The 23,675-nt window shown below is 38.0% G+C and carries 31 protein-coding genes and 1 tRNA gene; 24 read left to right on the top strand and 8 right to left on the bottom strand.

Going from position 1 to position 23,675, the window contains the following annotated elements; genetic code table 11:
* Positions 1-3: 3 nt before the first annotated feature.
* From BQ2679_RS07980 to BQ2679_RS07900, 17 genes are read left to right on the top strand one after another with little or no spacing between them, the layout of a single operon-like run.
* Entirely contained in the window at positions 4-900 is an 897-nt protein-coding gene (locus BQ2679_RS07980) for a phage major capsid family protein (RefSeq protein WP_075567682.1), read from the top strand.
* Positions 901-912: 12 nt separating this feature from the next.
* On the top strand, positions 913-1,122 hold the full coding sequence (locus tag BQ2679_RS07975; protein WP_075567681.1) for a HeH/LEM domain-containing protein: 210 nt from the start codon (positions 913-915) through the stop codon (positions 1,120-1,122).
* A 5-nt stretch (positions 1,123-1,127) separates the two neighbouring features.
* Positions 1,128-1,523, top strand: coding sequence for a phage Gp19/Gp15/Gp42 family protein (locus tag BQ2679_RS07970; RefSeq protein ID WP_075567680.1), 396 nt, complete (start codon positions 1,128-1,130; stop codon positions 1,521-1,523).
* Positions 1,510-1,848 (top strand): hypothetical protein, encoded by a 339-nt coding sequence (locus BQ2679_RS07965; RefSeq protein WP_075567679.1) that lies wholly within the window; start codon positions 1,510-1,512, stop codon positions 1,846-1,848. Before BQ2679_RS07970 ends, BQ2679_RS07965 begins: the two co-directional genes overlap by 14 nt.
* Positions 1,841-2,080: a hypothetical protein gene (locus BQ2679_RS07960; RefSeq protein WP_075567678.1), complete on the top strand. Its 240-nt coding sequence runs from the start codon at positions 1,841-1,843 to the stop codon at positions 2,078-2,080. Before BQ2679_RS07965 ends, BQ2679_RS07960 begins: the two co-directional genes overlap by 8 nt.
* A complete protein-coding gene (locus tag BQ2679_RS07955; RefSeq protein WP_075567677.1) occupies positions 2,077-2,412 on the top strand; it encodes a hypothetical protein in 336 nt (111 codons plus the stop codon). Before BQ2679_RS07960 ends, BQ2679_RS07955 begins: the two co-directional genes overlap by 4 nt.
* A 14-nt stretch (positions 2,413-2,426) precedes the next feature.
* Positions 2,427-2,978 carry a phage tail tube protein gene (locus BQ2679_RS07950; RefSeq protein ID WP_075567676.1) on the top strand — a complete coding sequence of 184 codons (552 nt, stop codon included), beginning with the start codon at positions 2,427-2,429 and terminating at the stop codon, positions 2,976-2,978.
* 2 nt (positions 2,979-2,980) lie between these two features.
* On the top strand, positions 2,981-3,292 hold the full coding sequence (locus BQ2679_RS07945) for a hypothetical protein (RefSeq protein ID WP_075567675.1): 312 nt from the start codon (positions 2,981-2,983) through the stop codon (positions 3,290-3,292).
* A gap of 14 nt (positions 3,293-3,306) precedes the next feature.
* Complete coding sequence (locus BQ2679_RS07940; protein WP_075567674.1) at positions 3,307-3,687, top strand: DUF5361 domain-containing protein; 381 nt, start codon at positions 3,307-3,309, stop codon at positions 3,685-3,687.
* Positions 3,687-6,623, top strand: coding sequence for a phage tail protein (locus BQ2679_RS07935; RefSeq protein ID WP_075567673.1), 2,937 nt, complete (start codon positions 3,687-3,689; stop codon positions 6,621-6,623). Before BQ2679_RS07940 ends, BQ2679_RS07935 begins: the two co-directional genes overlap by 1 nt.
* Complete coding sequence (locus BQ2679_RS07930; RefSeq protein WP_075567672.1) at positions 6,623-7,318, top strand: phage tail protein; 696 nt, start codon at positions 6,623-6,625, stop codon at positions 7,316-7,318. Before BQ2679_RS07935 ends, BQ2679_RS07930 begins: the two co-directional genes overlap by 1 nt.
* A complete protein-coding gene (locus tag BQ2679_RS07925; protein ID WP_075567671.1) occupies positions 7,315-10,656 on the top strand; it encodes a phage tail spike protein in 3,342 nt (1,113 codons plus the stop codon). The genes BQ2679_RS07930 and BQ2679_RS07925 overlap by 4 nt, the downstream gene beginning before the upstream one ends.
* Entirely contained in the window at positions 10,640-10,849 is a 210-nt protein-coding gene (locus BQ2679_RS07920) for a hypothetical protein (protein WP_075567670.1), read from the top strand. The genes BQ2679_RS07925 and BQ2679_RS07920 overlap by 17 nt, the downstream gene beginning before the upstream one ends.
* A gap of 3 nt (positions 10,850-10,852) precedes the next feature.
* Positions 10,853-11,470 carry a hypothetical protein gene (locus BQ2679_RS07915; protein ID WP_075567669.1) on the top strand — a complete coding sequence of 206 codons (618 nt, stop codon included), beginning with the start codon at positions 10,853-10,855 and terminating at the stop codon, positions 11,468-11,470.
* Between the two features lie 11 nt (positions 11,471-11,481).
* On the top strand, positions 11,482-11,940 hold the full coding sequence (locus BQ2679_RS07910; RefSeq protein ID WP_075567668.1) for a phage holin family protein: 459 nt from the start codon (positions 11,482-11,484) through the stop codon (positions 11,938-11,940).
* A complete protein-coding gene (locus BQ2679_RS07905; RefSeq protein WP_075567667.1) occupies positions 11,924-12,256 on the top strand; it encodes a phage holin in 333 nt (110 codons plus the stop codon). Before BQ2679_RS07910 ends, BQ2679_RS07905 begins: the two co-directional genes overlap by 17 nt.
* A 2-nt stretch (positions 12,257-12,258) precedes the next feature.
* A complete protein-coding gene (locus BQ2679_RS07900; RefSeq protein WP_075567666.1) occupies positions 12,259-13,146 on the top strand; it encodes a peptidoglycan amidohydrolase family protein in 888 nt (295 codons plus the stop codon).
* A gap of 111 nt (positions 13,147-13,257) precedes the next feature.
* Here the strand turns inward: BQ2679_RS07900 and BQ2679_RS07895 are convergent, their stop codons facing one another.
* From BQ2679_RS07895 to BQ2679_RS07885, 3 genes are all read right to left on the bottom strand, one after another.
* Positions 13,258-13,449: a hypothetical protein gene (locus BQ2679_RS07895; protein WP_075567665.1), complete on the bottom strand. Its 192-nt coding sequence runs from the start codon at positions 13,447-13,449 to the stop codon at positions 13,258-13,260.
* Positions 13,450-14,167: 718 nt separating this feature from the next.
* The gene (locus BQ2679_RS07890; protein ID WP_096408869.1) at positions 14,168-14,410 is read right to left on the bottom strand and encodes a type B 50S ribosomal protein L31; all 243 of its coding nucleotides are present in this window, start codon (positions 14,408-14,410) and stop codon (positions 14,168-14,170) included.
* 92 nt (positions 14,411-14,502) lie between these two features.
* Positions 14,503-15,441 (bottom strand): DHH family phosphoesterase, encoded by a 939-nt coding sequence (locus tag BQ2679_RS07885; protein WP_075567663.1) that lies wholly within the window; start codon positions 15,439-15,441, stop codon positions 14,503-14,505.
* 103 nt (positions 15,442-15,544) lie between these two features.
* On the opposite strand from BQ2679_RS07885, the gene BQ2679_RS07880 reads away from it, so the two are divergent.
* From BQ2679_RS07880 to BQ2679_RS07855, 6 genes are all read left to right on the top strand, one after another.
* Entirely contained in the window at positions 15,545-15,988 is a 444-nt protein-coding gene (locus BQ2679_RS07880) for a flavodoxin (protein ID WP_075567662.1), read from the top strand.
* Positions 15,989-16,058: 70 nt separating this feature from the next.
* Positions 16,059-16,325: a chorismate mutase gene (locus BQ2679_RS07875; RefSeq protein WP_075567661.1), complete on the top strand. Its 267-nt coding sequence runs from the start codon at positions 16,059-16,061 to the stop codon at positions 16,323-16,325.
* Positions 16,322-16,696, top strand: coding sequence for a fluoride efflux transporter CrcB (gene crcB / locus BQ2679_RS07870; protein ID WP_075567660.1), 375 nt, complete (start codon positions 16,322-16,324; stop codon positions 16,694-16,696). The genes BQ2679_RS07875 and crcB (BQ2679_RS07870) overlap by 4 nt, the downstream gene beginning before the upstream one ends.
* Positions 16,690-17,019 carry a fluoride efflux transporter CrcB gene (gene crcB / locus BQ2679_RS07865; RefSeq protein WP_075567659.1) on the top strand — a complete coding sequence of 110 codons (330 nt, stop codon included), beginning with the start codon at positions 16,690-16,692 and terminating at the stop codon, positions 17,017-17,019. The genes crcB (BQ2679_RS07870) and crcB (BQ2679_RS07865) overlap by 7 nt, the downstream gene beginning before the upstream one ends.
* A 118-nt stretch (positions 17,020-17,137) precedes the next feature.
* Positions 17,138-17,485: a 50S ribosomal protein L19 gene (gene rplS / locus BQ2679_RS07860; protein ID WP_001068669.1), complete on the top strand. Its 348-nt coding sequence runs from the start codon at positions 17,138-17,140 to the stop codon at positions 17,483-17,485.
* 41 nt (positions 17,486-17,526) lie between these two features.
* Positions 17,527-17,598, top strand: a tRNA-Arg gene (locus BQ2679_RS07855).
* Positions 17,599-17,764: 166 nt separating this feature from the next.
* Here the strand turns inward: BQ2679_RS07855 and BQ2679_RS07850 are convergent.
* Genes BQ2679_RS07850 through BQ2679_RS07840 form a run of 3 tightly spaced genes read right to left on the bottom strand, consistent with a single transcriptional unit; the run spans position 17,765 to position 20,929 of the window.
* Positions 17,765-18,763 carry an SAP domain-containing protein gene (locus BQ2679_RS07850; RefSeq protein ID WP_075567658.1) on the bottom strand — a complete coding sequence of 333 codons (999 nt, stop codon included), beginning with the start codon at positions 18,761-18,763 and terminating at the stop codon, positions 17,765-17,767.
* A gap of 42 nt (positions 18,764-18,805) precedes the next feature.
* Positions 18,806-19,612: a sugar-phosphatase gene (gene yidA, locus BQ2679_RS07845; protein WP_075567657.1), complete on the bottom strand. Its 807-nt coding sequence runs from the start codon at positions 19,610-19,612 to the stop codon at positions 18,806-18,808.
* A gap of 12 nt (positions 19,613-19,624) precedes the next feature.
* On the bottom strand, positions 19,625-20,929 hold the full coding sequence (locus BQ2679_RS07840) for an HD domain-containing protein (RefSeq protein ID WP_075567656.1): 1,305 nt from the start codon (positions 20,927-20,929) through the stop codon (positions 19,625-19,627).
* A gap of 72 nt (positions 20,930-21,001) precedes the next feature.
* Here BQ2679_RS07840 and BQ2679_RS07835 point away from each other — a divergent pair, with 72 nt between their 5' ends.
* Positions 21,002-21,379: a YwiB family protein gene (locus BQ2679_RS07835; protein ID WP_142324062.1), complete on the top strand. Its 378-nt coding sequence runs from the start codon at positions 21,002-21,004 to the stop codon at positions 21,377-21,379.
* Between the two features lie 179 nt (positions 21,380-21,558).
* Here BQ2679_RS07835 and BQ2679_RS07830 read toward each other — a convergent pair whose 3' ends face one another.
* Together BQ2679_RS07830 and BQ2679_RS07825 are read right to left on the bottom strand one after the other, a co-directional pair.
* Positions 21,559-22,641, bottom strand: a complete 1,083-nt coding sequence (locus BQ2679_RS07830) for a DEAD/DEAH box helicase (protein ID WP_075567654.1) — start codon at positions 22,639-22,641, stop codon at positions 21,559-21,561.
* Positions 22,638-23,615 (bottom strand): Gfo/Idh/MocA family protein, encoded by a 978-nt coding sequence (locus BQ2679_RS07825; protein WP_075567653.1) that lies wholly within the window; start codon positions 23,613-23,615, stop codon positions 22,638-22,640. Before BQ2679_RS07825 ends, BQ2679_RS07830 begins: the two co-directional genes overlap by 4 nt.
* Positions 23,616-23,675 lie beyond the last annotated feature (60 nt).

Here is a 23,675-nt window from a genome sequence, read left to right as displayed (position 1 = left end):
AAAATGGCAGATAATTCATTGAAACAAGGAACACTTTTTCAACCAGAATTGGTAAAAGAACTAATTTCAAAAGTGCAAGGACGTTCTGTTCTTGCAAAACTCTCATCTCAAACACCTATTCCGTTTAACGGGGTAGAACAATTTATCTTCAGTCTTGAAGGAAATGCTCAGATCGTTGGTGAAGGCCAACAAAAACTTGGTGGTAAAGCAATTATTGAACCAAAGGTAATCAAACCTCTTAAATTTGTTTACCAAGCTCGTATTACAGATGAATTTAAGTATGCTTCGGAAGAAAAACAACTTGAATACCTTTCACAATTTGCTGAAGGATTCGCTAAGAAAATTGCAGATGCATTTGATATTGCTGCTATCCACGGTTTGGAGCCTAAAGGTCTTACAGATGCAACTTTCCGTGATACTAACTCATTTGATGGCTTGATTACTGCAAATATCGTAAATTACGCAGAAGATAAATTTGACGACAACATCGATGCAGCTGTTCAACAAATCGTCGCTAAAGGTGGTGAAGTTACAGGTGTAGCTCTTTCTCCAGTTGGTGGACAGTCACTTGCTAAATTGAAAGTAAACGGTGTATCTCAATATCCAGAATTCCGCTTTGGTCAAAATCCTGACTCGTTCTACGGAATGAAATCAGACGTAAATAAAAACTTGACTGTTATAGGTGGAAACGCTCAAACAGATCATGCGATTGTTGGTGACTTTGAAAATCGCTTCAAGTGGGGCTATGCTGAAAATATTCCTATGGAAATTATTGAATATGGTGATCCAGATGGAGCAGGTCGTGACTTGAAAGCCTATAATGAAATCTTGCTTCGTGCTGAAGCGTTTATCGGATGGGGAATCCTAGATGCTGATGCATTCGCTCGTGTTAAAGCTTAATGGAGGTAGGAAATGACTACATATCGTGATAAAAATACAGGTGTTTGCATTTCAACAGATAGTGAGCTATCTGGAGATTGGGTTCCTATTGAAGAATTTAAACAGGAATACCTTTTGACAGTGGCTGAAATTAAAGCTAAGCTTGACGAGCTAGGTGTTGAGTATGATAGCAAGGCAAATAAATCTGCTTTGCTTGATTTACTAATCGCAAACGAAGGGTGAGTTAGATGGAAAACTTTGCAACAGTAGACGATCTTAAAAAATTGTGGCGGACGTTAAAATTCGATGAGGGAAAACGAGCTGAAGCACTGTTGGAAGTTGTTTCTCATTCTCTGAGAGTTGAAGCTAAAAAAGTTGGCAAAGATTTAGATGGATTGGTTGCTACTGATCCATCTTTTGCTATGGTGGTTAAATCCGTAACAGTGGATGTAGTTGCTCGCACTTTGATGACATCAACTGATCAGGAACCAATGACTCAAATGGCTGAGTCTGCTTTAGGATATTCCTTCAGCGGTTCTTATCTTGTTCCTGGTGGAGGTCTCTTTATCAAGGATTCAGAATTGAAACGTCTCGGTCTAAAAAAACAAAGATATGGGGTGATTGATATCTATGGGACGGATTAAAGGAATTACTGTAACTTTGATTGGGAAAACCAAGAATGGTAGGGATGATTTTGGGCATCCAATCTATGAGAATACTGAAATTCAAGTAGATAATGTCTTGGTTGTTCCAGCTTCAACAGAAGATGTCATAAATCAACTGAATCTTACTGGGAAAAAGGTAGCTTATACACTGGGTATCCCAAAAGGCGATAAGAACGAGTGGAAAGAGAGAGAGGTTCGTTTTTTCGGTCGCAAATGGCGCACGATTGGAATTCCTTTAGAAGGTATTGATGAAATGATGCCTTTGGCCTGGAATAAGAAAGTGATGGTTGAAGCGTATGAGTAATTTCAAAGTCAAGCTTATCGGTGCGGGTGTAAGAGCTCTTTTGAAATCAAAAGAGATTCAGGACATTCTGAACAAAGAAGCAACAGTCATTAAAAAAAGATGTGGCCCTGGTTATGAACAAGATAGCCACGTTGGTAAGACAAGGGCCAATGCTATGATTTATCCAGCTACGCGAAAAGCGAAAAGAGATAATTTGAAAAATAACACTTTGTTGAAGGCGGTACATAAATGATTGAAATTATTATCAAGAAATATCTTGACGGTCATTTAGATGTACCGTCATTTTTTGAGTATGAAGCTGAAGCTCCCGATAGCTTTGTCATTATTCAAAAAACTGGTGGTAAGGAGCAAAATTATTCTGGTAGTGCAACCTTTGCTTTCCAAAGTTATGGCCCAACTATGCAGAAGGCTGCAGAGCTCAATGTGAAAGTCAAAAAAGCTGTAAAGGGATTGATTGAATTAGATGAAATCTGTGGTGTCCACCTGAACAGTGATTACAATTTTACGGATACCGAAACAAAACAATATCGATATCAAGCCGCTTTTGATATTAATTATTTTTAAAAAGGAGAAATTAAATGGCAAAAGAATCAAACGTAACGACTGCTAAACCTAAAATCGGAGGAGCAGTTTATTCTGCACCTCTTGGAACAGCATTACCGACAGATGCAACAACAGAACTAGATGCAGCTTTTAAAGCGTTGGGATATATTTCAGAAGATGGTATGACCAACAGTAACTCTCCAGAGTCTGAAAATATTAAAGCATGGGGTGGAGTCATTGTAAGTTCAGTTCAAAAAGAAAAACAAGACACATTCAAATATATGCTTATTGAAGCATTGAATGTAGATGTCTTGAAGGAAGTTTATGGATCAGATAATGTATCTGGGGATTTGGCATCAGGAATTACAATTAAGGCAAATTCAAAAGAATTGCCACATCACTGCCTTGTAATTGAAACAGTTCTAAAAGGTGGTGTACTTAAACGTATTGTTATCCCTTCAGGAAAAGTAACTGCCATCGATGAAATCACATATAATGATGGAAGTGTTCTCGGATACGGTACAACAGTAACTGCCTTCCCTAACGCTACTGATGACACGCATTATGAATACATCAAAGGAGCTTAACTATGTCAAAACAAAATCGCAAAAAGAAAAATAAAGAAGCTACCCCGCAGATTAAAACAATCCGTGGGGTGACTTCGACCGGATTTGCTTTTGAAATCACAAAAGAGCGCTTGGAAAACTATGAGTTGCTTGAAGCTATTGCAGAAGTAGATACCAATCCAGCAGTTTTACCAAAAGTTGTCAAACTTATGCTTGGTAACAAGTCGGAAGATTTGAAAGATCATGTTCGGAATGCTGATGGAATTGTTCCTTTGGATAAAATGGGTTCAGAAATTAGTGAGATTTTCACAAGTCAGGACCAATTAAAAAAATAGCGCTCCTTGCTAGAATGATTCAAATAGACGAAGATTCTCTTATTTGTGATTTAGCTGAAACCTATGGAATTTTTGACTACAGACAGCTACCTGTTAACCAGGTGGCTGTCTTTGCTTTTGGTTTAAAGGATGATTCTCGTATCAAACTAGCAATAAGCAATAGTAAAGTGTCCTTTGATACTCTCTTGCTTGCAAGTGTAGTAGATAGATTATCTGCGCTTGTATGGTTTAAAACAACGGATGGTCAAAAAGGAATCAATAAACCAAAAATGATTGCACAAGAATTGACAGGAAAAACTAAAGCTAAAGAAAGTAATGAGATGATCTTTGATTCTGGTGAGGACTTTGAAGAGTATCGTCAGCAAATTCTAGAAAAGATAGGGGGTGAGGATTAGTGGCGACAGAAATAGCACAGGCTTATGTACAATTGATACCATCAGCAAGAGGTATTACTGGGAAAATCCAATCACTTCTCAATCCTGAAGCTAGCGCAGCAGGACAAAGTGCTGGGCAGTCATTAGGTTCTAGTCTTGTTAGTGTCATGACAAAGGTAATTGCAGCAGCTGGAATCGGAAAAGCCTTTAGCGCCGCTTTAAATGAGGGAGCATCACTTCAACAATCACTTGGGGGTATTGAAACCCTTTTTAAAGGCTCGGCTGATAAGGTAAAAGGGTATGCTAATGAGGCTTATAAGACAACAGGTCTATCAGCGAATGCCTATATGGAAAATGTAACAGGCTTTTCAGCTAGTCTGTTGCAGTCTCTTGGTGGAGATACTGATAAAGCTGCAGAAACAGCTAATATGGCCATGATTGACATGTCAGACAATGCTAATAAGATGGGGACATCAATGGAAAGCATTCAGATGGCATATCAAGGATTTGCTAAGCAGAACTACACTATGCTGGACAACTTGAAGCTTGGTTACGGTGGTACAAAGCAAGAAATGCAACGTCTATTGGCAGATGCTGAGAAATTGACAGGTGTTAAGTATGACATTAACAATTTATCAGACGTGTATAATGCTATACATGCTATTCAAGAGAATTTAGACATTACAGGTACGACTGCTAAAGAAGCAGCATCTACTTTTACTGGCTCATTCCAAGCGATGAAAGCATCTGCACAGAATGTACTTGGAAAGTTAGCGTTGGGAGAAAATATTCTGCCATCTTTACAAGCTTTAGCAAAAACAACCTCTACCTTTCTCTTCGAAAACTTTTTACCAATGGTTGGAAATATTTTTTCTGGATTGGGTTTAGTTTTGACCGAAGGGATTAGCCAGATTGCTTCTCAGCTTTTTGGAGATGATTTTGGAAGTGCGGTCTATAACCAATTGTCTCGTGTGACAGGAATCTTTGAAACCTTCTTCGATATGATCTTTGGATCATTGAGTAAGCAAGACAACATTGACATTTTAGAAGCCCTTGGATTTTCTGAAGGAGCTGCAACTCAAATCGTCAACATTGCAGATAATATCCGTGAGACCTTTATCAATATTGGTTCAGCCATTTGGGACGTATTAGGAATTGTTGGTGATTTTGTCAGTGATTTGTTAGGCATAAAGGATGGAGAACAGGGTGTAAACCTTTTAGGTGTAGCATTTGAAGGGTTGACATCAGCATTAAAAATTGTATCGTCATTTTTGAAAGAAATTACAAGCTTTTTTAAAGAAAACAAAATTGCAGCAGATTTACTAAAAACAGCAATTGTTGCACTAGGTGTTGGAATGCCTATTGTGAAAATTGCTTCATTTGTAACAGCTCTAGGTGGATTACCAGGAATATTTTCAGTAATTCAAACAGTTATTTCAGGCTTTGCTGCATCTGTAACTACAGCTATTTCAGCAATTCCGTTAGTAGGATGGATTGCAGCTGCAGTTGCTGCATTAACATGGTTCTTCACACAAACCGAAACAGGACGACAGATTTGGTCAGATTTTGTGGAATGGATTAAGCAAGCGTGGCAAGGAATTTCAGACTTCTTTGTCAATCTTTGGAGTGGAATCTCTGAAGGAGCTAACACATTGTGGGATGGAGTCTCTATGGCATGGAATACTTACATAGAATCTTTGAAAGCGATGTGGACTTCTGTTGTAACATTCTTTTCTGACTTATGGGTAAGTATTCAAGAAGCTGCATCTACTGCTTGGACATTGATTACTACAGCTATTATGACAGTTGTTCAACCGTTCATCGACGGATTTATGAATATTTGGAATAATATTTCAAATGGTCTTACTCTAATTTGGGAAGGTATTAAGATGATTTTCCAAGGAATTTGGGAAGTTATCAAATCAATATTCTTAGGCGCAGTTTTGATTATCATCGACCTTGTGACAGGGAATTTTAACCAGCTTGGAGCTGACCTTTCTCTAATTTGGGAAGGTATTAAAAATGGCATTTTTCTGATATGGGAAGGAATTAAAACATACTTCTCTGGTGTTGTAGATGCCATAATTGGTTTCGTAGTTTCTGCTTTTGAAAACTTATCTGCTACATTAAGTACAATTTGGGAAGGTATCAAAACTGTAGCAGTCGTAGTTTGGGAAACAATAAAATCTACTGTATCAAATCTGATTACAGGTTTAGTGCAAGAAGCACAAAACATTTGGAATAGCTTTACAAGTTTCCTCTCTAGTTTGTGGGAGGGCATCAAATCCACTGCAAGTTCAGCATGGGAAACTCTGAAATCTAGTGTGTTAAGCGCTATAAACAGTCTTGTATCTGGAGCACAGAGCGCATGGGATACCATGTCTAATGCTGTATCTAGTCTTGTAAGTAGTGTGACTGGATTCTTCAACCAATTGTGGAATATTGACTTATTCGGAGCAGGTCAAGCAATCTTACAAGGTTTCTTGAATGGTCTACAATCTATGTGGTCTTCTGTAACAAGCTTTGTAGGTGGAATCGCTAGTTGGATTCGTGACCACAAAGGGCCAATTGAATATGACCGTAAGTTATTGATTCCCGCTGGTAATGCAATCATGAAAGGGTTAGACCAAGGATTGCAAGATCAATTTAAGGATGTCAAACAAACGGTTGGAGGAATGGCTGATGAAATTTCAGATGTATTTTCAGAAGACAACTTGAATCTGAAATCCTCTACATCTATTACTAAAAGTCTAGAAGCGCAATTAGCTATGCCATCAGCTCAATTTGAAGCATATGACAGCAAAACCGTGTCTGAGATAGCGATTCTGAGAGCAAGTATGGAGAGAATACTTACTGCTATCCTTGAAAAGTCGTCAGATATCTACCTAGACAATGACATTATTTCGATGAAAACGTATGAACAACACGGTGCAATATATGCAAGGGAGGGAATTTAATGGATTATATGATCATCAATGGCTTTAATACATCAACTCTTCCTGGTTGTGTTGTGACAGATTTTGGAAAGGTTGAAGCTGCAAGGCCTAAAGGCGAAAAAACCGAACTGTTCGGAGTTAATGGCAGTTATCGTGTATTAGAAGGTTCTTTTGCTAGCTACGAAAGAACCTTCATTTTACACGTAAAAAAAATGGTTGAGATTTCAAATATTCTTGATAAATTTCAATCGAATGATAATATTTTAGAATTTAGCTATCAGCTTGGTTCGTTGCTCTATGCTAATTTCATAACTGCTAGTTTTGAACCTTTGGGAAATCATGCTTGGAAGTTAGAAATTAAATTAGACATGCAACCGTTCAGATATCCAAAGGATATCACACCAGTCGTATTAACAAACGCTGGAACGATTAATAACATCGGTACGGTCTATTCAGAACCTATTATTGAGATTGAGGGCAATGGAGATGTATCACTGACTATTGGACGTAAAACCATGCATTTATCAATTATTGGTAAAGCAACGATTGACTGTCGGCAAGGAAAACAAAACATCTTCAATGCCAGTGGGGCAGTGCAGAACACACTCAGAAAACGTGGTGGGTTCTTTGAAATTCCTGTTGGTCGCAGTGGTGTGACATTTACAGGTAATGTACGTAAGGTAACTATTCGTCCTAATTGGAGGTATCTAGTATGATTTATTTAACAGACGGGAATGTTCCTCTGAATGCTGCCTATGCTGACGAAATAGTTCAGATAGATAGAAATACCTATCAATTAACATTTAAGTTTCCTACTAACAATGTGTTATGGCAACGACTAAGAGAAGAAACATTCTTAACAGCTGATGATCTACATGGTGAGCAAGACTTTGTTATTTTTGAAGTTGAGAAACAACATGGATATATTCATGTTTATGCCAATCAAGTCATGACCCTGTTAAATCATTATATTGTGCATCCAATCAATCTTGACAGAGAGACTGGCTCAACTGCTTTAAGTAGATTCGCTGGAAGCATCACTCGTGATAATCCATTCTCGTTCTTCTCAGATATTGACGATAGACATACCTTCAATACTGATACAACAAACGCTATGGAAGCCTTGACCAAGGATAAACACTCTATTCTTGGTCAGTGGGGTGGTGATTTAGTCAGGCATGGATATCAGGTACGTTTATTAAAAAATGGCGGTTCAGAAAATGAATCGCTTTTTATGTACAAGAAAAATCTGTCCAGTTATCAACATAAGACATCTACTAAGTCTTTAAAGACTCGTATAACTTTTAAGACGACTGTTAAAGGCGAGGGAAAAAATGCTGATGATAAGCATTATAAAGTAGTTGTAGATAGCCCGTTGATCAATAAATACAGTCAGATTTATGAGGATGTTGTAGAAGTCAACGACCAAGACGTTAAGGATGAAGCAAGCCTTAGAGAATATGGCAAGCAGTATTTCAGAACTAGCCTATGCGATCTCATGGAAGATAGCCTTGAAATTGATGTTGTTGGTCAGAGTGATGTTCCAGTACAGATGTTCGATGTCGTGGGTGTATACCATGAAACATTCGATTTGGATGTAAGGAAGAAAATCACTAAATATACCTACTCTCCAATGGCTAAGAAATTGAAGTCTATTGGTTTTGGAGAGTTTAAATCTGGTCTTGCACATGCAATTGGGAATGTCGTGAGTGATGCAGTGAAGAATGAGACCTATATCTTTGAAGCAAGACTTGAAAAAGAAATCAAGAATGCTGATCTTGATTTTGACCGTAAGGTACAAGGTATCAAGAATGAAATCACAGATGGTCTTAACGCTGCCAAAGCCAAAGCGGAAGAGGTCAAGCAAAGTCTGACAGAGACAATCGACCAGCGCTTTCGTGATTTTGATAGCGTAGATTTGAACGAAATCAAGCAAAAATCTGATGAAGCCTTACAAAAAGCTGGAGCAAATGCTGATCTCGTTGAGGAAGCCAAGAGAATTGCTACTGAAAATGCTAGGGATTTAAACACATTTAAAACCTCGACTCAGAAAGAACGTGAGAAGTTATCAGATGAGCTGAAGCGCTATTCACGAGAAGAAGCTGAGAATAAACTGACAGTGATCAGGGAGGTTATAGCTAGTGACTACATTTCAAAAAGAACCTATGTAGAAGATGCAGAAGGGACACGGCAACGACTTGAAGCTATCACGCAAGACAACAAGTCTAAGTTAGCAGAGTATAAACAAACAGTCGACGGTCAATTCACAAATCTATCTAGTCAGATTGCTAGCAAGGTAGATAGGTTGGATTTCCAGCAAGTCAAAGAAACTTCACTAATTTATGAACGCATCTTAGGTAGGACAGACTCAAACGTTGCTTCCAACATTGCCCGTATGGCCTTAACCTCAGAATTGTTTGAGGTCGAGGTAGGCAAGAGGTTTAGCAATCTTACTAATCTATTTTATGCGCCAACCAAAATTCCAAAGTACATTTCATCAGTAGCAACAGATAAACATTTAGAACGTGTTAGCTGGGGCGACCATGACGGCATTAGAATTAACTACACTGACTCGATGTCTGGGTGGTTAGGGGTTCGGTTTCCACTTACTAAAAGGTTCGTAAAACAAGGCGAGGGTCTTGGCTATCGTATTGAAATCGCAGTAGATAAGGTACCACGGGACGGTAGAGTGTTGATTCAGTTGCTAGACAATACAACAAGTTTGGGAATGTACTATAACTCTCAAATCATACTTACTAAGACTGGTAATCAGGTATTCACAGGTTATTTAGACATTCCAAGAACAGGTGAGCTAAATGAGTATTCAATCAGGTTTACTCTCACGAGTCCAGGGAATATTGTTATTCATAAGCCAATGGTTATCGATAAGCGCATAATTCCTGAAAAATTTGTAGATAGCACTGACTATAACAATGAGTATAATCGTGTGACTATGTCATTGCTAAAAGATAGCTTTGCTATCAAGGCCTTGAATAGCGCAGGAGATATCATCGCAGGCATCAACGTAGGCGCTAACGGGAACAACCGCATTATTGGTAAGGCTACGCATATAACAGGCGAGACCTTAATTGACAATGCGGTCATCAAGTCAGCAATGATCGATAAACTCAAAACCGCCAATTTTGAAGCTGGTTCAGTCACTGCTACTATTCTAGGGGCCAACTCTGTCACAGCTGACAAGGTACTTATGGACCAAGCTATGGCTCGAAAATTTGTATCTAACGACATATTCACGGATACTTTAGCTGCTAAAACTGCTTTTATCAATAAATTGCGGTCAGTAGTTGTAACTGCAACCTTGCTTGAAGGTTTTAAAGGTCGAATTGGTGGCTTCCAAATTGGTACTCATGATAAAGACCCAAATACTTATTGGCTTACAGGTCAAAATCAATTTGCAGTTGGTATGAGTAACGGTAGCTCAGCTTGGGGGCAAGTTGCTCTTTGGGTTAACTGGGGGACAGATTGGGGGAAATCAGGTCCTTATGCGTGGTACGTGTTGCGGACTGGTGAAATGTATTGCAAAAACGATGCTAGTTTTTACAAAAAGGTCGATTTTGCAGATGGAGGCTCTGTTAATTTTTATGGAAATATAAATTATTATAAAGAACCTAAGTTTTTCAAGGGATTGAACATGTGGGATTCTGAGATCATTGGAGGAGGTTCGAATCCAAAAGGCGGAAATAATGCTGTTGTATGGTGGAATCAAATCGGTTCTGGGAGCGTCAAATATTGGATTGATAAATCTTCAGATAGACGTTTGAAAGAGAATATCACAAGTACATCTGTTCAAGCGTTGAATGAAATCAACCAACTTAACTTGGTTTCATTTGATTACATTGAAAATAAGAAACATGAGGAAATCGGTTTAATTGCTCAAGAAGTTGAAGATATTATCCCTCAAGCAATTTCAAAAGACCCTGAAAGTGAAGATAGTTATCTTCATATCGACTATACCGCATTTGTACCTTATTTAATCAAAGCTATTCAAGAACTTAATCAGAAACTGGAGGAAGTAAATGAAGGAAGAAATTAATCAACTAATCATCCGAAATTTAAGTGATGATGTCGGACTAAAAGCAAGTGATTCAGCAACTTATAAGGCACTGTACGAAATCACACAAAAACAACTCAATGAAATTTTAAATCTTATTGAGTCAAATGAAGAGTTAAAAGCTCTATTTGACAAAGTAGCAGATGAATTAGATAAACCAAAGGAAGAAGGATAATATATGGGATTTAAAGTAGTTAATAAATATCTTCAGGATAGCAACCGCACTTTCGTGGCAATTCGCCAAGAAGCGCCTTATACGGCATTTGACCGTATTCTTATTGGCGACCGTGTGAACGAGTCGGACGAGGTTCTGATTGAGGCAGTTCTTGGTCAGGTAGCTACTGAGTTAAACCCTGCTGAAGGTGTGAAGAAGTTGCAGGAAGATTTGCATACTCAGGCTCAAGAATACGAAACCAAGCTAGCTGAGAAAGATGCTAAAATTGCAGAAGTCAAGGCAGTAGCTGATTGGGCAGTACTGGTTCGAGTAACCGACGTAGACAATCCGCTGGATCCTACATTGTTTAAGCGTGGTCTTGAATTGGTAGACCTTGGACAAACTGGGAAAGCTTATCAACCACAGGAAATTTTTGCGATTGAGAACCCTGGGCATGTCGAGAAGTTCCAGGAAGGTAAGCGTGTGATGGTTCAAGTCAATGAAGCCTTTACTTATCAAGGTCAAACGCTCGAAGAACTAGCAAGCCTTGAACAAAATGGTAAGCTAGGCATCTGGAAATGGGAGCCACCTAAAGCACCAAAAGAAAGCAACGAGCTTGAAACCAAGCCAGTTGCACGTTAGAAAGGGGATTTATGCGAGACTTACCACTTCATGAGCTTATGGAACATTTGAAGAATCTTTCGTCAAGTCCATACATTCACATCTTTTTTTGGCTAATGATCTTGGATATCGTTACAGGATATATCAAGGCATTTAAGACTAAGAGATTTGATAGTAAAATCGGAACAATGGGATTGATTAAACATTTCGTAGTATTCACAGTCATCTTACTTGTTGCGATGTATGCTCGCTCACTTGGTGTTCGTCCGTTGGGAATTACATGGACAATGTTCTTCATTGCTAACTATCTAGGCTCGGTGCTTGAAAATTGGGAAGCGATTGGTTGGGCATTCCCAGAATTCTTGAAACCTTACATCAACCAAATTAAGAAAGATAATGCTAGAAAACTTGGTCAATTGCTGGTCAACATTGACCAAAAAGACAAAATCGAAGTCGAAGTAAAGGAGAAAGACGATGCAACAAATCAATGAAATCTTACTTAACGGTGCTATCAGCATCCTTGTGATTCTTACAGGGGTAGCAGTTAAATCTATCAAAGAATACCTGGTGCAAAAAGGCGGAGAAAAGACAATCAAGATTGTTGAAATCCTTGCTAAGAATGCGGTCAACGCAGTTGAGCAAGTATCTTCAGAAACGGGTTATAAAGGCGAGGAGAAGTTAGAACAGGCACGTATTAAGATTCGTGCTGAGCTTAGTAAGTACAATATCAACATGACTGACAGTGACCTCGATACATTCGTTGAGTCAGCAGTTAAGCAAATGAATGATGCTTGGAAAGGAGAGTAAAAATGGTAGTAAATATTGAGACAGCTATCGCTTGGATGCGAGCTAAGCAGGGCAATGTGACTTATAGCATGGATCATCGTGATGGACCTTATTCATATGATTGTTCATCATCTGTATATTATGCATTGAGAGAAGCTGGAGCAGTTTCAGCAGGTTGGGCTGTGAACACTGAATACCAGCATGACTGGTTGCTGAAAAATGGATATACTCTTATTACTGAGAACCAACCTTGGGATGCCAAGCGTGGAGATATCTTTATTTGGGGTCGTCGTGGGTACTCTAGTGGGGCAGGCGGCCATACAGGTATGTTTGTAGACAGTGATAATATTATTCACTGCAACTATGCTCGTAACGGTATTACTGTTAACGATCACGACGACATTTGGTATTCTGCAGGTCAACCTTACTTTTACGCTTACCGTTTGACAAATCCAAACGCTCAAGCCGAGGAAGTAAAGACTGGCTGGCAAAATAACGATAAAGGCTACTGGTACGTACGTTCTAATGGCTCTTATCCTAAAGACAAGTTTGAAAAAATTGACGGAACTTGGTATTATTTTGATGAAAGTGGTTATATGCTTTCTGACAAGTGGAAAAAACGTCCTGACGGAACTTGGTACTATTTTGACAAGTCAGGCGAAATGGCTTCAGACTGGAAAAAAATAAATGGAAAATGGTACTATTTCAACCGTGACGGTGCAATGGCCACTGGCTGGATTAAATACTACGACAACTGGTACTACTGTGATTCGGTCAACGGTGACATGAAATCAGATACTTTCATTAAGTACAATGATGGCTGGTACTTACTCTTGCCTGACGGTCGTTTGGATGAAAAACCAGCATTCACGGTTGAACCTGATGGTTTAATTACTATCACAGATAAATAGCTAAAATAAAAAAAATCAAATAGAAAGAACAAATTAATTATACACACATAAACCGCTAGCTTATGCTGGCGGTTTTTTTGTTTGTTCAAAATAAAAAAGCAGTGACTGAAATCACTGCTTGTCTTTTAATTTATGGGCGTAATCAGTCATATTGATAGCATGCTTTAATCGCATATTCATTATATCTGATACACCATTTTTATATTTATCCACGGCTTGGGTAGATACGCCACAGTTTTTGCTGATAGCATAGGCTGTGGCGTTTTCTAAAAGCCAGCGGATAGCTTCAATATCAACTGACATATATTACCTCATAAAATACCAAATAGCGAATAGGAGTAAAAGAAGTCCAATAATAAATTCAACTTTTTCACGGTTGGTAGTTTTTCTAATTTTAAGATTTACTTTCATTGTTTTTCCTGTTATAATTTAAGTACACCCCCCAAGGGGTGGATAGTGATTTCTCACTATCCAATTTCGATGTGCCATTCAAAGCTGATTATAAATAAGTTTATTTTGACTACTATCTTATTTGTTTTCACTTTGAGTGGCTTCTTTGTGAACTTAAACATTTTGTTTCCTTTCTACTAGTTTCCTTGTCTAAGGTTTCCTCCTTAACCTTATGTATCTATTATACAACTAAAGTTGTAGAAAGTCAAGAGTTTTTATAAAGTTTTTTGAAAAAAATAAGGGGCAAAAAGGGGGCAAAAGGTTAAAACTTTTATATTTTTATGGTAAAAATTATATGTAGTTCATTTCTTATTTATGCTTATTTTATAAGGTTTCTTTCTATTATATACTTATGAAATGTTGTTGGCTCTTAAAGAAGCAGTTAAATAATAACTTTACAAAAAGCCTGTTGTATCAAGCATTTAAGCTTGTGTGACAGGTTTTTTTTAGTTGAGAGGGGGACTGGGAATGCTATGCTATGCTGATAGTCACTTATAGTTGAATAGCAGTGGTAGTTGATTCCTAATTCGAAGAAACAAAAAAGAACAGTCGAAGCTGTTCTTTTTTATTCTTATTTGAGACCGTATTTTTTGTTGAAACGATCCACGCGTCCATCTGCTTGAGTGAACTTTTGACGTCCAGTGTAGAATGGGTGTGAGTCTGATGAAATTTCCACACGGATCAATGGGTAAGTTTCACCTTCGAACTCAACAGTTTCGTTAGTGCGCTTAGTTGAACCGCTAAGGAATTGGTAACCAGTAGTTGTGTCCATGAAGACAACTGGGCGATATTCTGGATGGATATCTTTTTTCATTTTGCAATATTTCCTTTCTGCCATGGTCTCTTTGCGAGCCATAGATTGTTACCTTAATAGTCTATCAGATTATGACTATTTTGGCAAGTCTTTTATTTATTTTTCAATAAGTTTTTTAACTTCTGATAGATGACTTCATTTTCTTCTAAGCTGTAGGAATTAGCACCGCTAGCTAGTGGATGCCCCCCGCCGTCATGTTCTTTGGCTACTTGATTGATAGGGACTGATTTACTGCGTAGACGAACACGATAATGTCCATCAGCTTGTTCTACAAAGATTCCCCATAGACTGACGTCTTCTATGCGGCCTGGTGCACCAACAATAGCAGCTGTCTCAGCATCTGTTATCTGATAATGCTGGAGAATTTCATGAGTTAGTAGGATACGGGCAGCTCCATTTTCATCCACTTCCAGATGATCATAGATATAACCTTGAAGTCTGGCGATTTTATAGCTGATTGTATCCATATGACGTGTAAGTTTAGCATAATCAAAATCATACTCCCTCAGTTGACTCGCTATACGAAGGGTACGAGCAGAAGTTGAAGGATAGAGGAAGCGACCAGTATCACCAATGATTCCAGCAGACAAGAGGTAAGCGGCCTGGTCAGATAATTTAAGGTTGGTTTCCTCTGCAAAGATAGCTACCATTTCACTGGCACTACTAGAAGTCGTATCTACCCAAACCAGATCTCCATATTCTTCATCGTTTGGATGGTGGTCAATCTTGATAATTGTCTCAGCATTAAGATAACGTTTATCATCGATTCGAGCAGTATTGGCTGTATCACAAATAATAGCAAGCGCTCCTTCAAATTCATGATCCTCTACCTCATCCATTTTGGCTAACCATGTTAGTGTAGGTAAATCATAGCCAACAACTTTAATCTTTTTATCAGGAAAATTATACTGGAGCAGTTCTTTAAGACCAACTTGACTTCCCAAGGCATCGGGATCTGCTCTCATGTGACGGTGAATAATAATTGTGTCGTATTTTTTAATTTGTTCTAAAATTTGATGGCAAATTTCCATAAATAACCTCAATTCTTTCTCATATCATTGTAGCACAAGAGTTTTTATTTTTAAAATGAAAAATCTGTGATATAATGGAGGAAGATAAATTGAGGAGGACCTTATGGCATTAGCAAAAATTGTATTTGCCAGTATGACAGGAAATACTGAAGAAATCGCTGATATTGTAGCAGATAAATTACGAGAATTAGGTTTAGATGTCGATGTTGATGAGTGTACAACTGTTGATGCTTCTGACTTTTTAGAAGCAGATCTTGCAATCGTTGCAACCTACACATACGGTGATGGTGAGCTTCCAGATGAGATGATGGACTTCTACGAAGATCTAGCTGACCTCAACTTGAATGGAAAAATCTACGGAGTAGTTGGTTCGGGTGATACTTTCTATGACGAATTCTGTAAGGCTGTAGATGATTTTGACCGTGTATTTGCTTCGACTGGAGCAGAGAAAGGTTCAGAATGTGTTAAAGTTGATCTTTCTGCCGAGGAAGAAGACATTGAACGCTTGGAGCAATTTGCAGAAGAATTAGCTGCAAAAGTAGGATAAAAATCTGACTGTGCTAATCAAATGAGGTAGCACAGTTTTTTGATAGATAGTCCATGGGTAAGGAGATGAGATGGATTTAGAGCTTATTCGCAAACAAATTGATCAGGTTGATCAAGAATTGGTTAGTCTTTTAGAAAAACGTATGGCCTTAGTTGAGCAAGTAGTAGCTTTTAAAAAAACTTCTGGCAAGCCAGTCTTTGATAGCAAGAGAGAGGAAGCTATTTTTGAAAAAGTAAGAAGTCTTATAAAAAATGACCAGTATCAAGAGAGTATAGTATCGACTTTTTCTGACATTTTAAAACATTCTCGTCATTATCAGGATAAAAACATTAAATGAATAAAGAACAGTTCAATACGTTAGGGATTTTTCTAGCTGCTGTGGTAGGTGGCCTTGTCCGCTATCTTTTTTCCACTAGTTTGCCAGCCAGTCCAGACTTCCCATGGGGAACTCTCCTTGTCAACTATCTAGGTATAATTTGCTTAGTATACTTGGTTAAGGGCTATCTAGTTCATAAAGGAACAAGTAAAGGCCTTATTCTAGCACTTGGTACGGGCTTTTGTGGTGGTTTAACAACCTTTTCTAGTCTCATGTTAGATGCTGTGAAATTGCTTGATACTGGCCGTTATTTGAGCTTGGTAATCTACCTAGTTTTGAGCATTGGTGGAGGGCTTTTATTGGCTTATTATTGTGGGAGGAAAAAATGGTAATCATCTTTCTTACAATTGCTTGTGGGCTTGGTGCCCTAGTTCGTTATTTCTTTTCTCGTTATAATAAAGATTTCATAATGCCACTAGGAACACTCATAGCCAATCTTCTAGGTTGTTTTTTGATTGGTTTACTCTATAATCATGTGGAGTCTAAGGAAGTCTATACCATCCTAGCTACAGGATTTTGTGGAGGTTTAACGACTTTTTCAACTTTGAATGATGAGCTACAGAGACTGCTTAGTGACAAGAAGGTATTTTACAGCTATTTTCTCTTAACTTACTTAGGAGGTTTAGCAGCGATTTTTTTAGGAATTCTGCTATAAATTTCTTTACTTTTTTGTGGAAATTTGGTAAACTGTATCTTGTGTGTAATGGACACACAAAAATACAGTTTATCCGCTGAGGAAGATTCCTCAAGATTGACAAAGATAGGAGAATAAAATGAATCCATTAATCCAAAGCTTGACTGAAGGTCAACTTCGTACAGATATCCCTTCATTCCGTCCTGGTGACACTGTTCGTGTACACGCGAAAGTTGTCGAAGGAAACCGTGAACGTATTCAGATCTTTGAAGGTGTTGTTATTGCACGTAAAGGTGCTGGCATCTCAGAAAACTACACAGTTCGTAAAATCTCTAACGGTGTAGGTGTTGAACGTATCTTCCCAATCCACACTCCACGTGTTGAAAAGATCGAAGTTGTTCGTTACGGTAAAGTACGTCGTGCGAAATTGTACTACTTGCGTGCACTTCAAGGTAAGGCAGCTCGTATCAAAGAAATCCGTCGTTAATTCGATAAAAAAACTCTGCTGCAAGGCAGAGTTTTTCTCTAGCTCCCTTAGTTCAATGGATATAACAACTCCCTCCTAAGGAGTAGTTGCAGGTTCGATTCCTGCAGGGGGCATTAATTAGACATCAAAGAGGTTGGTCAAAAATTCTTTGAAATTAAAAGAACGCATAATATAGGGGATTTATCTCCATAATATTATGCGTTTTATTATTGAAAAATTTAGGCAATTTGCTGAGAAAATTGAGACTATATCGAGTATATAAATGTTTGTATAATCAATTTATTCAAAATCGTCAAGTTCTAAATTATTTAAAGGATTATAACATTCATATTTCTTTAAGTAATTATTTATTTCTTCAGCAGTGGAACATGGTAAATTAAATCTTAAATAGTCAATATCTTCCTTAGATAAAAAATGATTTGCATTCAAAATTGAGAAGCGAAATAATGCCTCATCAAAAGCAAAATCATAATCGTCATCAGATAATGATTCTATTAATGTTTGAATATGTTTTAGTGAGTAGTCAGATATCGAATCGGGATAATATACTGGATAATCAATGGCTGAAAAATTGTTTTCTAGTCCTGAAACTTTAATTATCAAAGATTCTATGTAATATATTAAAGAATGTTTAATATTACCTTCTTGTTCCAAATGTCTTCCCTGAGCATCTCGTGTGTTAGATAAGCATCCAAAATCTCCTGATATAGTATTCCTATGAGCTTGTTTATTTAAGAGACTCCATTTTACATCACCAAAAGTCGCTTTAAAAGAGATATTGTTTTTTTCTTTACAATAATCTTCCATAGTTATGTCTTTATCATAGTATGCTTTGATATAGTCATTATATTCGATAATAAGATTTTGTGCTTCTTTTGTTAGTTTAAATTCGAACGGAATATCTAAATTGTCAACGTTAATATTATTAATTATTCTTGTAATTAATTCTGCTTTTTTTCCAGAAGTAGGTAAATTATGTTTAGATAATATAGTTTTTAATTCTACTACTTTAAGATATGATAAAGTCTTATTTTTTGTGAAGTATCCTAATTTGTATAATTGATTGTGTGTAGATTCAGGGGCAATTTGAAGAGAGTATTTAAAATATCTTGGGAAATTATAATTTCTCCCTGTTTTTTGAGTCCAATCTATGAGTATGAGTTGCCCAGGAGTAAGTCCGCACTCTAATTTGTTTAGGTAAAAATTGTTACAATCAGAATTTGTATCTCTATTATGATTATTTTGTTTTAAATTAAATAGTTTGCTAAAAAAATTCATTGGATGTTATTGCTAATCAATTATTATTGAAAAATGATAGTTTTACAAGACCCAAGTACGAATGGCGTGGGCGACACCAGATTCGTCGTTAGACTTGGTGATGTATTTGGCGATTTTTTTGAGTTCTGGGTTTCCGTTTTCCATAACAACGGGATTACCAACGACTGCTAGCATGGCACGGTCATTTTCTTCATCCCCGATCGCCATAGTTTCATCCTTACTTAGTCCAAGTTTCTCAGCTAGGTGAGTGATAGCAGATCCCTTGTCTACATCCTTTTTAAGGAGTTCTAGGTAAAATGAAGCAGATTTGTTGATAGAGTATCGCTCGTAAAAATCTGCTGGAATCTTTTCAATAGCAGCATCGAGAATCTCAGGTTCGTCGATAAACATACATTTGACGATTTCTTTATCAGCCATCTCTTCAGGTGTACGGTAAAAAATTGGCATGCTGACGAGGGTTGATTCGTGTACGGTGTATTTTCCGATATTGCGATTGGCAGTGTAGATGCCGTCCTTGGTAATAGCATGCATATGGACTCCCAGTTTACGGCTGAGAAATTCCATATCCAGATAGTCCTCGTAAGTCAAGGATTCACTGATAATCTCATGACCATTAGCGGTTTCTTGGACAAGGGCACCGTTGAAGGTCACAACATAGTCACCTTCATCTCTCAACTGCAATTCATCAAGGAGTTTGGCAACACCTGCGATGGGGCGTCCTGTTGCAATGACAACCTTGACTCCAGCTATTTTGGCATCTTGGATAGCTGCAAAAACTTCTGGAGTAATTTCTTTTTTACTATTAACTAGGGTACCATCAATATCGACGGCGATTAGTTTTATACTCATAAATTTCCTCTGTTATTTCTTATCTGGATTAAAATGATCATTCTCAATTAAATGTGAAAATTGTTGAATGATATTTGTGAAAATACTGTTTTGCTTAAGCATTTCTTTAGGGAAGTAGAAACGGTTGTCACCATGACGGCTTCCTGCAAGAGATTGGACGATAGGTGATAGGCTAGAAAGCTCAGCCAGCTCGCCATTCTTTTGGACAATCTCGATTTGAGTTCTAGGATTTTCAGACTCTGGTCGATAAATATCGTAAGGAAGGTCAAAATTCTTATGAATGGCTGTGTAATAGTTGGGGTCAAAACCAATTTCTTCTACGAAATTCCGCATGATCTCAAGTTTGTCTTGGTCGTTCTCAGAAAAAGTAATAGATTTAAAGACCTTACGATTGATAAAACGTTGGGAAAGGTCGGCTAGAATTTTATCTGTACTAGTCATCCAGAGTTGGAAATAGGTATTCATAACCCCGTCATCAAGTGCAAGATAGTCAGATAAGGTTACCTTCTTCTCAAAAAATGGCAGTAGATGTGGGGATGTAAGGGCAAAGAAGTCCTTATTTTCAGGATAGAGCTCCTTAGCACGTTTCAAAAGATTTTGCAGAAGGACTTCCATGGCGCGTGTGGCTGGGTGGAAATAAACCTGCATATACATCTGATAGCGACTAAGGACATAATCCTCGATAGCGTGCATCCCATTCCGTTGAAAGGCAATCCCATTTTTTACTGGACGAATAACACGGAGAATCCTAGTCAGGTCAAATTGCCCGTAGAAAGCACCCGTAAAGTAGGAGTCGCGAAGGAGATAGTCCATACGGTCTGCATCAATCTGACTAGAAATTAGTTGAACGACTTGTTTGTTGGGATAGGTGTGGTCAATGACACTAGCAACCTTTTTAGGGAAGTCAGGCGCTACCTGTAACAAGACCTGATGAATCTCTGTGTCAGGACTTTGAATGATATCTTGTGTGATAGCCTCATGATTGGTATCAAAAAGATTTTCAAAAGTATGCGAATAGGCACCATGTCCGAGGTCATGTAGAAGAGCTGCAGTCATGGTTAAGAGAGATTCACTAGAGTCCCATTCATCAGGATATTTCTCCTCAAAAATTTCCGTAATTTGCCTAGCAATTTCATAGACTCCTAGACAGTGAGAAAAGCGACTATGCTCTCCACCATGAAAGGTATAACTGGATGTACCCAACTGCTTGATTCGACGAAGCCGTTGAAATTCTTTTGTATTGATCAGGTCATAAATAACCTGATTATTAACGTGGATATAGTTGTGAACAGGGTCACGAAATACTTTTTCATTCATAAGACCATTATAGCAAATTCCTTGCCTTTTTGGTAAAATAGTAGGAATAAGTGAGAAGAAAGAGGAATAGTTGTGAAGATTAGAATGAGAAATACCATCCAGTTCGATGAACAATTGGAAGTAATCGACCAACTTTATGATGTTGAATTACGAGAAAAGGGAGATTTTTCCTATCTCCTTTTTTACAATGAGGAGCAAGAAAAGGTAGTTTTGAAATTTAATGGGGAGGAACTGCTCATGACGCGCTTCTCAAATCCTAAGACCATCATGCGTTTTCTCAAGGATTCTGATAGTTTAGCTTATATTCCGACACCTATAGGCATGCAGGAGTTTATCATCCAAATAAGCCATTATGAAGTTGTTGAAGAAAAGCTTGAACTAGCTTATCAACTTCAAAATAAAGAAGGAGTTGCTTTTGCCAACTACCGATTAGAAATTACTTGGGGATAAGAAAAAGAGGCTGGGATAAAAGTCCTAGCCTCTCAATTGTACTCGGATTGTCGAGCAAGACGCAGTGGTTGAGTGGGCTCTACTACGCTGATTTCATCAGCTTTTACAGCCCTATTCAACTGTGCGGAGGTGGGACGACGAAATCGAATTCTAACGAATTACCGATTTCTGTCCCACTCTCATTTGATATACAGTTCCTGATTTTTCAAGACGATTTCACGTACACTTGCAAATTTCTTAAGTTTTTTAAGCTCTTCTGGATGTGTCACAAGAGTGATGACATAGCCTTCTTTACCCATGCGTCCTGTCCGACCCGCACGGTGAGTGTAAGTTTCCTTGTCTCTAGGGACATCAAAATTAATCACGCATTCCAAGCTATCAATGTCGATACCACGAGCTAGAAGGTCTGTGGCAAGAAGTAGTGTCAGTTGATTATTTTTGAATTTTTCTAGAATAACTTTTCTAAATTTAACGTTGACATCGCTAGCTAGCGAAACTGCTAAAACATCACGATATTGTAATTTTTCCTCTGCACTTCCAAGGTCTGACAAGCTATTAAAGAAGACAAGACCACGGAAATCTTCAACCTGTGCCAGTTTACGAAGCATATCTACTCTGTGACGTTGGTCTACTTGCATGTAGAAGTGTTGAATATTGTCTAACTTTTGGTCTGATAGGTCAATGATGCGCGTGTTAGGTGCAATCTTATCTTGGTCAAATTTGGTAGTGGCACTCATGTAAATAAGTTGATGGTCACGAGGTGCGTAGTTTGTAATTTTCTCGACAAAATGAATTTGAGAATCATCAAGGAGCTGGTCAAATTCATCAAGAATGATTGTTTCCACATTCATCATCTTGATTTTTTTCAATTTAATGAGTTCAAAGATACGACCAGGTGTTCCAATCAGAATTTCTGGTCCTTTTTTAAGTCGTTCAATTTGGCGTTTCTGGCTTGAACCTGATAGAAATAGCTGAGCTGTTAATCCGATAGCCTCACCCCAGGTTTTACTTACTTCAAAAATTTGTCCAGCAAGCTCAGTATTAGGTGCTAAAATCAATAATTGTTGGGCTTTTTTCTTTTGCAGTTTGAGAAGACTAGGTAGGAGATAGGCTAAAGTCTTCCCTGTACCAGTTGGACTGACTCCAAGTAGGTTTTCACCTTCTGTTATAGGTTCAAAAAGTTGAATTTGAATGGGAGTAAATTCTTGGAATCCCAGTTGGTCAATCAATTCTTGCCATTCGGTAGGTAGTTTGGTTTTCATTTTTCTGCCTCAAATCTAATGCCAGCATTCTGGCGCATAGTGTAAAGTAGGTCATGGACGTGTGTCGCATCATCAATCCAAGATTGGTAGAGAGTTCGGTCTGCTTTCTTGATCATGTTTGCAAAAGCAGCAACTTCCTCAGTCATGGTGTGAGGAGCCTGCTGGATAGGAAGTTGAACTTCATTTCCTTGATGGTCTATAAAAGTAGCTGATTGGATATGCTCGATTGTATTAAGTGTCAAGGTTCCATCAGTAGTATAAATTTCGCAAGGAAGATTAGAAGTGATATTCTTTCCTGCTTTGATGTGTACTTGATAGTCAGGATAGTAGAGCATGCCGTCACCGTTCAAATCGATACTATTATCTAGTTTCTGAGCTTGATAGGTTGCATGAGTCGGTTTTCCAAATAAGCGAACAGCAGCGTAGATAGGATAAATACCAAGATCCATAAGTGCACCACCTGCAAAACGGTCTGAGAAAACATTAGGAGTATTGCCAGCAAGTAGGTTAGGCATCTTAGATGAATATTTGGCATAGTTAAAATCGGCCCCTAAAACATGTTTATCAGCTAAAAAGTTCTTAATTGTGGCAAAAGCATCTTCATGGTAGTTTCTTGCTGCTTCAAAGATAAAACACTTATTATCTTTAGTCGTTTGAACTAAATCCTGCCATTCTTGTGGTTGAGTGACAGCTGGTTTTTCAAGGATGACGTGTTTGTTAGATGATAAAGCGGCCTTAGCTTGAGAGTAGTGCAAAGAATTTGGACTTGCGATATAAACGACATCAAAGGAGCTCATTAAAAAAGCGTCCATCTGATCAAATAACTGAACATTGCTATACTGTCTAGAAAATTGTTCTGCAGTTTCTAAATTTCTAGAATAGACGGCAGCTAACTGATATTGTCCACTAGCATGAGCGGCCTCTATAAAATGATGGCTAATAGCACCGGTTCCGATAATCCCAAGTTTTAGCATAGACTCTCCTTATTCCTTGAATTGGTTGTTTTCATTATATCATAGAAAAGAAGAAGTAGC

The sequence above is a fragment of the Streptococcus timonensis genome, assembly GCF_900095845.1.
Classification (GTDB): domain Bacteria; phylum Bacillota; class Bacilli; order Lactobacillales; family Streptococcaceae; genus Streptococcus; species Streptococcus timonensis.
Note: the sequence above shows the minus strand (reverse complement) of the source record. Positions and strands in the feature narration are given on the sequence as shown.